The sequence below is a fragment of the Nocardiopsis sp. NPDC055824 genome, assembly GCF_053616335.1.
Window position 1 is genome coordinate 1 of record NZ_JBSHDN010000196.1, and the last position, 11,951, is coordinate 11,951.

8 protein-coding genes, 2 pseudogenes and 1 other annotated feature are annotated in these 11,951 nt (G+C 72.4%); of the genes and pseudogenes, 3 read left to right on the forward strand and 7 right to left on the reverse strand.

The window, feature by feature from the left end; translation table 11 throughout:
• From ACWGL3_RS26745 to ACWGL3_RS26760, 4 genes and pseudogenes are all read right to left on the reverse strand, one after another.
• The coding region (locus tag ACWGL3_RS26745) for a hypothetical protein (RefSeq protein WP_452461930.1) at window positions 1-744 on the reverse strand (744 nt) is incomplete at its 3' end.
• An 812-nt stretch (window positions 745-1,556) separates the two neighbouring features.
• Window positions 1,557-2,009 (reverse strand): annotated as a pseudogene (locus ACWGL3_RS26750) (DUF2786 domain-containing protein); the annotation flags it as partial.
• Between the two features lie 209 nt (window positions 2,010-2,218).
• Window positions 2,219-2,872, reverse strand: a complete 654-nt coding sequence (locus ACWGL3_RS26755) for a response regulator (protein ID WP_267949405.1) — start codon at window positions 2,870-2,872, stop codon at window positions 2,219-2,221.
• The gene (locus tag ACWGL3_RS26760; protein WP_267949406.1) at window positions 2,829-4,139 is read right to left on the reverse strand and encodes a sensor histidine kinase; all 1,311 of its coding nucleotides are present in this window, start codon (window positions 4,137-4,139) and stop codon (window positions 2,829-2,831) included. Before ACWGL3_RS26760 ends, ACWGL3_RS26755 begins: the two co-directional genes overlap by 44 nt.
• Window positions 4,140-4,316: 177 nt before the next feature.
• On the opposite strand from ACWGL3_RS26760, the gene ACWGL3_RS26765 reads away from it, so the two are divergent.
• Window positions 4,317-5,483 (forward strand): DUF418 domain-containing protein, encoded by a 1,167-nt coding sequence (locus tag ACWGL3_RS26765; protein WP_267949407.1) that lies wholly within the window; start codon window positions 4,317-4,319, stop codon window positions 5,481-5,483.
• A 93-nt stretch (window positions 5,484-5,576) separates the two neighbouring features.
• Here the strand turns inward: ACWGL3_RS26765 and ACWGL3_RS26770 are convergent.
• Window positions 5,577-6,125, reverse strand: a pseudogene (locus tag ACWGL3_RS26770) (peptidoglycan recognition protein family protein); the annotation flags it as partial.
• Between the two features lie 56 nt (window positions 6,126-6,181).
• Window positions 6,182-6,295, forward strand: a sequence feature (AL1L pseudoknot).
• Between ACWGL3_RS26770 and ACWGL3_RS26775 the strand changes: the two are divergent.
• Window positions 6,224-7,099 carry an IS3 family transposase gene (locus ACWGL3_RS26775; RefSeq protein WP_267949408.1) on the forward strand — a complete coding sequence of 292 codons (876 nt, stop codon included), beginning with the start codon at window positions 6,224-6,226 and terminating at the stop codon, window positions 7,097-7,099. Its footprint overlaps the feature before it by 72 nt.
• 223 nt (window positions 7,100-7,322) lie before the next feature.
• Here ACWGL3_RS26775 and ACWGL3_RS26780 read toward each other — a convergent pair whose 3' ends face one another.
• Window positions 7,323-8,624 carry a DUF2786 domain-containing protein gene (locus tag ACWGL3_RS26780; protein WP_267949409.1) on the reverse strand — a complete coding sequence of 434 codons (1,302 nt, stop codon included), beginning with the start codon at window positions 8,622-8,624 and terminating at the stop codon, window positions 7,323-7,325.
• Between the two features lie 439 nt (window positions 8,625-9,063).
• Between ACWGL3_RS26780 and ACWGL3_RS26785 the strand changes: the two genes are divergently transcribed.
• Complete coding sequence (locus tag ACWGL3_RS26785) at window positions 9,064-10,581, forward strand: cytochrome P450 family protein (RefSeq protein ID WP_267949410.1); 1,518 nt, start codon at window positions 9,064-9,066, stop codon at window positions 10,579-10,581.
• 16 nt (window positions 10,582-10,597) lie between these two features.
• On the opposite strand, the gene ACWGL3_RS26790 is transcribed toward ACWGL3_RS26785, so the two are convergent.
• Window positions 10,598-11,821, reverse strand: a complete 1,224-nt coding sequence (locus ACWGL3_RS26790) for an alpha/beta hydrolase family protein (protein WP_452461931.1) — start codon at window positions 11,819-11,821, stop codon at window positions 10,598-10,600.
• Between the last annotated feature and the right edge of the window lie 130 nt (window positions 11,822-11,951).

Consider the following 11,951-nt stretch of genomic DNA (forward strand, 5'->3'; position numbering starts at 1 on the left):
CCGAGGTTGTTGATGCCGGCTCTGGGGACCTGGATGCCGGTGAGGACCTCGATCGCTTTGCGTGAGGAGTCGGACATGTTGTGGTCCAACGGCATGCGCGACTCTTCCTTCTGGCATTGGGGGCGCGGGCAGGTCCGGTCGGCCGCGCAGGTCGTCGAGGTGTCGGGTGAAGGCCTCCGCGAAACCGCTGTTGACGAACACCCCGAAGCCTCCGGAGCTGCCGGCGGGGACGAGCTCCTCGATCACGGCCCCCACGTGCGCGTCGCGCAGCAAGTACTGGTCGGCCCCGTCCCGGTCGCCGTTGTCGATCTGGACGTGCTGGATCAGCGCGCCGAAGGTGACCTTGGCCGTCGCGACGGCCAAGGTGGTCTCGGTGATGAACTGGGCCACCTGGCTCCAGACCATCGCCACCATGTAGTCGACGTTCGCCGCCGACTTGCGCAGCTCGGCCGAGAGCGTGCGGCTCGTTCTCGCCCCGTTGCCGACGTAGTCCCTCTCCTCGTTGGTGAAGGCCGAGAGGGGACGGTCGTAGTAGTCGGAGGCCGCTCCACCGAAGTTCCTCCGGACGCGGTTGCGCGTCGTGTCCATGACGTCGGGGAGCTCGTGCACCTGCTCGTCGAGGGTGTCGTAGACCTCCGAAGCGGCGCGCATGGCCGGTGTGCCGGCCCGGGGCAGGTCGATCCCCAGCACCACTTTGACGAAATTGTGTGCTGAGTCACCCATTTTCGGGGGGTCAAACAGCATGCCCGACCCCTTTCTCCGCTACCTGCATCTGAAGCGACGGTAAAGGTACCACCGGCGTGTGGAGGCGTGGAAACGACCCCCGGGATCGAGGTGTCCCCGGGGAGTGGTCGCGGACTTTTGTTGCTTCCGTGTAACAGATTTTTTCGGTCGGGTGCCGAATGTGCGGGGGGCCTGATGCTTATTGTCACGAACCTGCGGGGTGTATTTCTTTTGTTCGGTGTGATTCCTGTTGTGTCGTTTGAAGGTGAATGATTCGCCGGGGTGGCTCGGTTTTGTGTGGGGTGTCCACTTTTTCTGTCCTTCTTTTTCCTGTGACTGATTTTCTGTTTCTTTTCCGGTGTGCGTTGTCGGGGGGCCTCCTGCCGGGTCCCGGCCTGATCGCAGGTGCCCGGGTCGCGGGCTGAGACCCGCCCGGATGTGCCCGGCCTCCCGGGGCGGCAGCGGGTCCGGCCCTCGGGGAATCAGGCGGGATCCGACTGCGAAGGGAGTCCTTCTTCTCATCCGGAAAGTGTGCCGGTGCGGTGTCTTCTGTTGCATGGGGCCGTGTGGTCGAGGCCGCATTTCTGGCGCGTCGGCCTCCCGTAATCCCGTGCGGGCCCGGGGGGTCGCGTCGGCGGTGCTCGGAGGGCGTCCGGGACGCCGTCGGGGGACAGCAGGGCCCGGGTGGTTCCGGCCGTCTTCCGAAGGGCCGTCGGGAGAACGCTTTCACGGGCCGCCCTCGCCGTGCACGGCCGCGGTGCGGGCCGGCGCGGACACGCTCCAGGGCGTGGCGCCGACTTCCGCGAGGGCCCGGGCCGTTCCGGGACCGGGGCTCAGGGCAGGTGGCGGCGCGAGCCCAGGGAGGCGGCGTCGGCCGCGGCGCGCCCCTCGACCCAGCCGTCCTCGCTGTAGGGGCCCCGTACCCGCGAGTAGGTGAGCTCGCCGAACGCCTCCGCGACGGCCGCCTCCACCTCGCGCTCGCGCGCCGCGAAGACCGGTACGAGGTCCGTGCCGGTCTCGGCCTGGGCCAGCAGGGAGGTGAACATCAGGTCCACGGCCTCCACGTCCCCGGGGAAACCCATGACGGTGCACAGCCCCAGCTCCTGGTGCCACACGGCGCGGCAGTGGTTGGCCTCGGCCACCTCGTGCAGCAGCACCGCCTTGTGTTCGTCGTAGGGGGCGTCCACCGGCAGGCGGCGCCCGGAGGCGGCCTCCGACTCCCCGGGGCCCTCGGCCAGCAGTGCCCGGTCGATGCTGTGCCGCGCCATCGTATCGCTGCTCCTCGACCGCGCGAGCGACGGCCGGGCCCGCGAACACATCGATGCCCACCACGGCATCGTCGAGCACCGGGATGAACGACCAGATCGCCGTCGGAAAGGCGGGCATCACCCACTCGGGTCCCCGACAGGCCTGCTGATCAAGATCACCCGTCCGCACGAGGTGACGTGGTCCTGCCGGACCCGGCTCCGCGATCTCACCGCTTCGAGAACAGTGCCTAGCCGTCCGCCCAGGTGGTCAGGCCGTGGCGGTAGGCGTAGACGGCCGCCTGTACCCGGCTCTCCACACCCAGCTTGGCCAGGATCCGGGCCACGTGGACCTTGGCCGTGCCGTGGGTGATGCCCAGCTCCCCGGCGATCCGGGCGTTGCTGCGGCCCCTGGCCACCAGCACCAGCACCTCCCGTTCGCGGTACGTCAGCTCCACTGCCAGCGGCGGCGGTGTGCGCGGCGAGGTCCTCGCGAACCGCTTCACCAGGCGCGGTGTGACCCTCGGATCGATCGCCCCCTGGCCCGAGGCCGCCGCCCGCACCGCCTCCACGTACAGCTCCGGTTCGCTCTCCTTGAGCAGGAACCCCACCGCCCCCGCCTGGAGCGCCCCGAACAGGTACTCGTCGGTGTCGAACGTGGTCAGCATGATCGTCGGCGGCGAAGGTGAGAGCCCCGACAGCTCCCGGGCCGCCGCGACGCCGTCCATGCCGGGCATCCGGATGTCGGTGAGCGCCACGTCCGGATGCAGGCGGCGTGCCATGGCCACCAGCTCCCGGCCGTTCGCGGCCGCACCCACCACCTCCACGTCCTCGACCGGCCGGAACAGCAGCCGCAGCCCCTCACGGGCGGCTGGCTGGTCGTCGGCGATCAGCAGCCGGATCATGCGCCCCCTCCCTGTTCCGCGTGTTCTCCGCTGTTCCGGGACTGGCCGCGCTGTCCGTCCGGACGCCCTCCGCTGGGAGCACGGCCCGCACCCGCCAGCCCCGCCCGGGGCGGTTCCCCGCCTCCAGGACGCCGCCCAGCTCCCTGACGCGCTCCCGCATCCCCGCTAGACCGCGCCCGCCGGAGCCCTCCGCCGCCACGATGCGCCATCCGTCGTCCTCCACCATGACCGTCAGCGCGTCGGCCGTGCGCGTCAGCCTCACCCGGACCCGCCGCGCCGACGAATGCCGCAGCACGTTGCCCAGGGACTCCTGGACGATCCGGTACGCGTCCGCTTCCACTCGCTCGGACAGGCCCTCCCCGACCCCCTCGGACATCACCAGTTCCACGTTTACGCCCGTACCCTCCAGAGCCGCCACCAGGGACGCAAGGTCCGCCAGCCCCGTGCCCGGCACCGCCCCGGTCAGCCGGTCCTCGCGCAACGCCTCCAGCAGTTCGCGCACCTCCCGCACCGCGCGGCCGGACAGATCCGCGACCGACCCGAGCACGGCAACCGCCTCGGGGTCCCGGCCCGCCACGGCCTGCCGACCACCGACCGCCAGCAACCGGATCGCGCTGAGGTGGTGACCGGCGATGTCGTGCACCTCGCGGGCGATCCGCTCCCTCTCACGCAACCGTTCATACTCGAACGCGTTGCGCGCCTCGCGCCGGACCCCCTCAGCGCGGTCGGCCCGCAGCCGCCACACGTACCCCGCCAGGACGGGGATAAGGACGGGCAGCGTCCCCAGGGCGAAGCCCACGAAGTTCCCGGTCATGGACGCGGCTGGGGCGGACGGGTCCCCCGACCACTCGACCATCCCGTTGGTGTCAGGGAAGAGAATCACCTGGGAGGCAGACCAACACGCGACCCCCGCCGCGGCCAGCACCGGTACCGCACCGGGGCGCCGGTAGGCCGCGGACGCCGCGGCGAACATGGCGGCGATCAGGGGGCTGCTGTAGCCCACGGTCACGTACGAGACGAACGAGAGGGCTCCGGTCGCCAGAACCACAGTCAACGGGAACCGCCGCCGCAGCACCAGAGGGGCGCAGGCGAGCAGCACGACCGTGTGGGAGAGCCACCCCGCCTCGGCGCTGCCCTTGACGGGAGAGAACTCCAAGACCACCAGTCCCACCAGTACCGCCACCACCGCGTCGCGCACCGGGACGGGGAGCCACCGCCATCGCCACCGCCTCCGCGCGAACGTTTCGCCCACCTCTGCCGCACCCATCCGTCCATAGTGCGGTACGGCGCACGGTGTCCGCGTCCGCCGAAAGGCGTACGGGCGACGGCGGGGCTCGGAGGGTCAAAGGCGTACGGGCAACGGGCAGGGCGCGAAGGTCGAAGAAGCCCGGCCTATACCCTTCGGCAGATGCCCCGGCGGGCGAAACCCCGGGACCATACGCCCATGGACACAACCACACGACCGCCCGCGCCCCCGCGCATACCGCTCCTGGACGTGCTGCGCGGGTTCGCCATCCTGGGCACACTCGCCATGAACATCTGGCTCTTCGGCTATCCCGAATCAGGCGGCTACGGCCCCGTTGCCGAAGGGCTGCGGAGCATGTTCATCGACGGCAAGTTCTTCGCGATGCTCACCCTGCTGTTCGGCGTTGGCCTGGCCATCCAGTACCGGGCCGCGGCCGAACGTGGTCACTCCCGGCCAAGCAAGCAGATCTGGCGCGCCCTCCTCCTGCTGGTCGAGGGGGCTCTGCACGTCGTCCTCCTGTTCTCCTGGGACGTGCTCATGGGCTACGCGATCACGGCGCTGCTGGTGGTCTACGTCCTCGGCCTCTCCGAGCGGACGCGCTCGGCCGTCATGTGGACCGCTTTGGGCCTCCACCTCACCTTCATAGGTTCGGTGACGGCGCTCACCACCCTGTTCTTCCCCGTCGTTCACAGGCAGAGCCCCCCGATGCAGACCGAGGAGGGCCAGCTGTACCTGGAAGGAAGCTACACCGACCAGGTCCTGTACCGGGCGACGGACTTTCTGGACTCCCGGGTGACGGTGCTCCATACCTTTCCCCTGATGGTGTTCCTCTTCCTGTTCGGTGTGCGCCTGTACCGGGCCGGAGCGTTCGGAGACGACCGGGTCGGTCGGGCCCTGCGGTCCCGGATGACGGTCTGGGGCCTGGGGCTGGGTCTGCCGCTCAACGCGCTGCCCCCCGTCTGGCCCGACGACTCCCTGTTCCTAATCGGAAACCGCGTCTTCTCCGTGGTGCTGATGCTGGGGTACGTGGGACTCGTGGGACTGCTGATGGACCGGGTACGGCGAACCGGGCTGGTCACGGTCTCCCTGACCGCCGTGGGCAGGACGGCGCTCAGCTGCTACATCCTCCAGAACCTCCTGGCCTCGGTGCTCTTCTACGACTGGGGCCTCGGCCTGGCCGCTCACGCGCACCACGCGGGCTGGATGGTGGCCGCCTGGGCGGTGATCAGCCTGGTGCTGGTGGCAGGTTCGCGCTGGTGGCTGTCCCGTTTTGCGCGGGGGCCGATGGAGTTGTTGCAGACCTGGATCCTGGCCCGGGTCCCCGAGGGCAGACCCTCCTCCAGCCCGCCTCCCGTCAGGAAGTGAGACGAAAAAAGCGGTGCCCGCCGGGGGATGGCGGGCACCGCGATCGGGAGGTGCCAAGAGAGACACTGAACGGGGAAGCGTCCTCTACGGTTCCTAACGGGTGAAGTCGTCCTCCCCTCTGGCGGGACCGTGGTAGAACTCGCGCTCCGGCTCGTTCTCGGGCACGGACGGGCAGGTGGGACCGTCCTCGTCCGACGCGTGTTCGGCAGCGAGTGGAATGCCGTAGACCCGCATCGTCCGAGTGACCCAGCCGCGCAGCTCGGGGAGCTGCGCGTACAACACGTCACCGGGGCAGGCGGTGGCGTTGAAGCCCCGGTGGCCCCGGATCGCGCTGTTCGGGTTGAGCCCGTAGGCACCGCACAGCCACGTCAGGGTCTGCACCAGTGAGTTGGGCAGGGCCTGGGACGGGCCCACGGTCATGTAGAGGCCCTCGTTCTCGATACCGATACTGCTGCTGTTGTAGTTGGCCACGTGGGTGCCCACGACGTGCTGTCCCGCCGCGATGGCTTCCGGGGTGCGATCGCGACCCTCCATGACGTAGCCGCCGCGACTGATGGTCAGCTGCTGGCCGGCGTCGATCCAGCCGTTGCTGTCCATGTGGTAGTTCTGAATCGATTTGGACAGGTTCAGCGCGTGGCCGAGCTCGAGCGCGAGAACCGCGAGCTCAAGCGGGCCAACGCGATCCTCAAATCCGCGTCGGCTTTCTTCGCGGCGGAGCTCGAGGGCCCACACACCAGGTAGTGGCCTACATCGACCTGTACCGCCAGGAGTTCGGGGTCGAGCCGATCTGCCACGTGCTGCAGGTCGCCCCGTCCACCTACTACGCGGCCAAATCGCGGGCGCCGTCGCTGCGTTCGCGCACCGATGAGGCCACCACCGCGAGGATTCGGCAGGTGAACGCCGACAACTACGGCGTCTACGGGGTCCGCAAGGTCCACGCCGAGCTGAACCGGCAGGGCCACCGGGTGGCCCGCCACGCCGTCCACCGGCTTATGCGCCGGGCCGGTTTGCGGGGCATCACCCGGGCCAAGAGCCCGCGCACCACCACCCCGGCCCCGGGCCTGGACATGCGCCCGGACCTGGTGGAACGCTCCTTCGCCGCGGATGCTCCCAACCGGTTGTGGGTCGCCGACACCACCTACATCCGCACCTTTGCCGGGTGGGTCTACGCGGCGTTCGTGATCGATGTGTTCTCCCGCCGCGTGCTGGGCCGGCAGGTGTCACGGTCGTTGCGCACCGACCTGGCCCTGGAGGCGTTGGAGATGGCGGTGTGGAACCGGGCCCACGTCGGGCGGCGCATCGACGGCCTGGTCCACCACTCCGACCGGGGCGTGCAGTACCTCGCGGTGCGCTCCACCCAGCGCCTGGCCGAGGCGGGGGCGGTGGCCTCGGTCGGCACCACCGGCGATCCCTACGACAATGCCGTCATCGAGTCGTTCTGGTCGCGTATGCAGGTTGAACTGCTGGATCGGCGCAGGTGGCGGACCCGGCTGGAGTTGGCCAACGCGATCTTTGAGTACCTGGAGATCTTCCACAACCGCCAGCGCCGGCACTCAGCGATTGGCTGGCTGACACCCATAGAGTTCGAGAAGAGACTACCGAGCACCGTGGCCTGAGAATCCGAGAACACGGCTCCACCGAAGCCGGTACATGCCAGAGCCTCCAATAAACCCGGCACGAGACAGGGAGCGGCTCACCTGTGTCGCGGGTCTTCGCGAGGACGCTCCATGCGCCAGGTCATGTCCCGCCTGTGCACGGCCGCGGTGCGGGCCGGCGCGGACACGCTCCAGGGCGTGGCGCCGACTTCCGCGAGGGCCCGGGCCGTTCCGGGACCGGGGCTCAGGGCAGGTGGCGGCGCGAGCCCAGGGAGGCGGCGTCGGCCGCGGCGCGCCCCTCGACCCAGCCGTCCTCGCTGTAGGGGCCCCGCACCCGCGAGTAGGTCAGCTCGCCGAACGCCTCCGCGACGGCCGCCTCCACCTCGCGCTCGCGCGCCGCGAAGACCGGTACGAGGTCCGTGCCGGTCTCGGCCTGGGCCGCCCTCTCGGCGGCGCGCGCCGTCTCGACCAGCCGCTCTCCCACCCGCACCGAGAACGCCGACATGAACGAGGCGCGGAACGCCTTGCCCGCCGCGCGCCCCGACCGGTCCCGTACCGAGCCGCTGGCCCGCATCGCCGTCTCGGCCTGGACCAGCAGGGAGGTGAACATCAGGTCCACGGCCTCCACGTCCCCGGGGAAACCCATGACGGTGCACAGCCCCAGCTCCTGGTGCCACACGGCGCGGCAGTGGTTGGCCTCGGCCACCTCGTGCAGCAGCACCGCCTTGTGCTCGTCGTAGGGGGCGTCCACCGGCAGGCGGCGCCCGGAGGCGGCCTCCGACTCCCCGGGGCCCTCGGCCAGCAGGGCCCGGTCGATGCTGTGCCGCGCCATCATCTCCTGGGCGCGGGCGCTCAGCGCCTCCGCCTCCTGCGGGAACTCCGTCGACTCGGCCTTGGCCAGCAGGGCCCGCACCCGGGCGAGCTTGCCCGCGTCCACCCGCTCGGGCCGTCGCGCCGCGCCCGGGCGGCCCGGCCGGTACGCCCCCGGCGGCGGGCACAGCCGCCGCAGGGGAGGGAGCACCCGCAGGGCCGCCAGCACCCGCAGTACGGCGTCCACGGCCTCGAACCGCAGCAGCCCGTGCTCCGCGCCGACGTGGGCCGGGTACCCCTCGCCGCGGCCCCACGACGCCTTCACGCCGAACCCGCGCACCTGCTCGGCCCAGCGCGGGTCCACCGTCGCCGGGGAGTGGCGCTCCATGTCGGCCGTCACGGCGTCGGCGCACACCGCCGCGGCCACGGCTCCGAGCACGCGGTCGACCTGGCGGACCGTCTCGGCGGGCTGCCAGCCGCGGGTCCACGCGGAGGCCGCGGCGTCCAGGAGGGCCGCCAGGAGGGCGCGCCCCGCCGCGTCCGCCCACTCGCGGTCCTCGGTGTCGGCGAGCCGGGCCGCGGCGAGGTCGACGCCCCCGCCCTCCCCGCCGGACACGAGCGCGTCCACCGCCCCGGACACCACCTCCGCGGGGGAGGCCCCGGCCTCCGGCCCGGCCCAGGCGGCCGTCGGCGCCCCGGCGGCGCGACGCTGTCGGCCACGACCCTTCTTGCCCACGGTGCTTCTCCCCGGTCGTGTCGTCGTTCGGCGGTGGAGCCGACGGACAATCCTACCGATCCCCGTCGGCCGGATTCGCGGTGAGAGAACCGAAACCTCCGGGAAAAGGGCCGGTCGCGCGCCTGGGAGCGCTTTTCGCCCCCTGCGCGTCCCGCCGCCCGTATTCCCCCGCGGGGAGGGACCGGGCGGCGCCGTCGGGAGCCCTCCGCCGGCGAAGGGGCAGTTCGGCGGCCCCGTGCCGGATCGGGTGCGCCCGAAGGGGGATTCGGCTCCCGTGCGGCGACAACGCCGCCGTTGGGCGCGGTGTCGTGAAATCCCGCCTTGCCCCGCCGTGGAGCCCGTTGCCCCGGAAGGAAAGGCGGTGCTTTCCTCCCCGAAGCACAGCGGAAACACGGGGGGAATACCGTCGGCTCCCATCCGTACCCACCGAGGAGCCGCCATGCGCCAGGGAACCGGGGCCGACGACCGGGAGGGCCTCCCGCGGGGCGGGGCGGACGCCGCCGGCTGCCCCCGCGGCGCGGACCGGGCCCCGCGGCTCCACGGGGGCCCCGGGGACGACGTGCCCTGGGACCTGCTGCGTGCCCGTCACGGAGGGCTGGTCCCCGTCGAGGTCGGCCCCGGGGAGCGCGGCTGGCTCCTGCTCGGGTACAAGGAGAACCTCCAGGTCCTGCGCGACCGCGACCTCTTCTCCGCGGACCCGCGCCCGTGGAGCCCCGCAGGCACGGCCCCGGTCCGCAGCGGAGCCCTGGCCCGCGACGGCGAGGAGCACCAGCGGCTGAGGGTGCCCCTCGTGGAGGCCCTGGCACAGGTGGGCACGCCCCAGCTGGTGCCGGTGGTCGAGCGCGCGGCCGTGCACCTGCTCGGCCGGGTCGCCGCCGAGGGGAGCGCCGACCTCATCGGCCAGTACGCGGCCCCGCTCCCGGCGCTCGTCCTCAACGAGCTCTTCGGACTGCCGGACGCCTACGGACGCCTGCTGGCCGACCTCACGACGCGCCTGTGGAGCGGCGAGCCGGACCGCTCCGAACCCGCGGCCCGGGCCGTCCGCGCCTACTTCGCGGGCCTGGTCGCCCGCAAGCGGGCCGACCCCGGCGAGGACCTCGCCAGTCGGCTGCTGGCCCACCCCCACGGGCTCACCGACGAGGAGGCGGTCGCGTCCCTGTCCCTGCTGTGGGAGACCGGGCACGAGCCGACCACCCACCTCATCGGCAACGCCCTGCTCAGGCTGCTGGAGGACCCGGGGGTGTGGACCGCCTACCTGGGCGGCACCCTCACCCCCGAGGACTTCGTCGACTACGTCATGTGGACCGACCCGCCGATCCGGATGCTCGCCGGGCGCTACGCCACGGCGGACGCGGGCTTCGCGGGCGCCCGCCTCCGGCGGGGCGAGCCGATGCTGTTCGGCTTCGCCTCCGCCCACACCGACCCGTCCGTGTTCCACGGCGGGGACGACGCGATGGCGATGGCGGGCAACCGCTCCCACCTGCTGTGGGGCGCGGGGGCGCACCGCTGTCCCGCCACCGGGTTCACGCGCGAGCTGGTGCGCACCGCCATCGACATGGCCGTGGACCGGATGCGCGGCATGGTCCTGGCGGTCGAGCCGCACGGGCTGCGCCGCCGCGGTGGGCCGTCCGTCCACGGCCTGGTGGAGCTCCCGGTGTGGTTCACGGCCACCGGTGAACGCGCCGAGCCCGCCGAGGAGGAGCCGGAGGCGCCCGTGCGCAGGTGGATCCGCAAGAAGCGCAGGCCCGCCTCCCAGGGCGCCCGCTACCAGGCGCCGCTGGCCCGGGAGGAGAACCCGGACGAACGGGCCGCCCGGGTCCCGGCGGCGGCTCCCAGGCCCCGGCCGCGCCGTCCGCCCCAGGGGGCCGGAGCCCGGTACCAGGCCCCGTTCGCCGAGGAGGAGACCCGGCCGGACCCCCTGGAGGTGCTGCTGGCCGCCTGGCGCCCCGGGGGCTGACCTGCGCCTGACGCGGCTACCCGGGGTCCACCACGACCAGCTCCGGGTGGACGCGCTCCGGATCGTCCAGGAGGGGCTGGTCGCCCCCGCGCAGGTGGTGGTCGAAGAACGCCAGGCCGTAGGCGCGCACGAGGTCCAGGCCGTGTCCGACCGGGATGTCGCCGTACAGGTTGCGCCACTCCTCGGGCGGATACATGTCACGGAGCCCCAGCTGCTCGGTGACCAGCCCCTGGTCGATGCCGTTGGAGTGCCCGGAGCCGGTGACCCTGATCCACTGGCGCCACCCAGTCAGGCGCGGCCACATCTCCTCGTGGCCCTCCCAGGCGATGCCCCGGTCGTTCCCGAGCAGGGCCAGGGGCTTGTCCAGGTCCTCCTCCAGCGCCGTGGCGTAGTAGGGGCCGTCCAGGTTGATCCCGGCGTCGACCCTCTCCTCCAGGCGCAGGGTCTCGGCGGTGGCCGAGCCGCCCCAGGAGTGCCCCGCCATCCCGATCCGGGAGGCGTCGATCACGTGCGACCACCGCCAGGCCGGGTCGGGTCCGGTGAGCCGGTCCAGGAGGAAGGAGACGTCCCCGGCGCGGTTGACCGCGCCCCGGGCCCACTCCCCGCTGCCGCACCCGGCGCACCCGGTCACCAACCCGTGGGGGTACTCGACGGGCGCGGACTCGTGGGCGTGGTCGACGGCGGCCACGACGAACCCGTGGCTGGCCAGCTCCTCGGCGAGGGAGGAGAACCAGATCCTGTTGTGCCCCGCGCCGGGGGACAGGACGACCAGGGGCAGGCCGTCCCCGGTGCGGGCGGGGGCGACGTCGAGACGGGAGTGGGTGCGCACCCGGTGCAGGGTGTCCGGGGGAAGGTCGGTCACCCCGCGCGCCTCGAGCGTCGCCGCCGACTCGGCCTCGGTCATGTAGGGCGCGCGCCGTCCCGCGTCCGACCGGGCCGGGTACCACAGGGTCGCCATCAGCTCGCGGGGACCGCCGACCCACATGTCCTCGCGGCCCTCGTCCACCAGGTGCAGGGTCGTGCGGCCGACCGGGCGTTCCCCGGTGGGGGCCGGGAGGGAGGCGCGCGGAACTTCCACCGGGGCGGGTGGGGCCGCCGGGCCCGCCAGCGCGCCCGCAGGCGAGGCCAGCACCAGGGCCGCGGCGAGCACGGCCCCGGTGCGGAGGCGGGAGGGGGCTTGCCGGCGCCGCGTGCGGGCGGCGCGGGGGAGGGGGTCGGCGTTGCGTCGTACGTGGGGCATGCGCGTCCCGTCGTTCGGTGGGGTCGTGTCGCCTCCGACCCTAGGAAGCCCCGGTCCGCCGGACCATACGGCGGGCCGTCCCCTCTCCCGGGGGCCCGCACGACCGGTGGGGGTGGGGCCGGCCCCACCC

Coding starts and splice junctions, on each gene's coding strand:
- ACWGL3_RS26755 (WP_267949405.1), bottom strand. CDS start 2,872: ATGATCCGGCTGCTGATCGCCGACGACCAGCCAGCCGCCCGTGAGGGG.
- ACWGL3_RS26760 (WP_267949406.1), bottom strand. CDS start 4,139: ATGGGTGCGGCAGAGGTGGGCGAAACGTTCGCGCGGAGGCGGTGGCGA.
- ACWGL3_RS26765 (WP_267949407.1), top strand. CDS start 4,317: ATGGACACAACCACACGACCGCCCGCGCCCCCGCGCATACCGCTCCTG.
- ACWGL3_RS26785 (WP_267949410.1), top strand. CDS start 9,064: ATGCGCCAGGGAACCGGGGCCGACGACCGGGAGGGCCTCCCGCGGGGC.
- ACWGL3_RS26790 (WP_452461931.1), bottom strand. CDS start 11,821: ATGCCCCACGTACGACGCAACGCCGACCCCCTCCCCCGCGCCGCCCGC.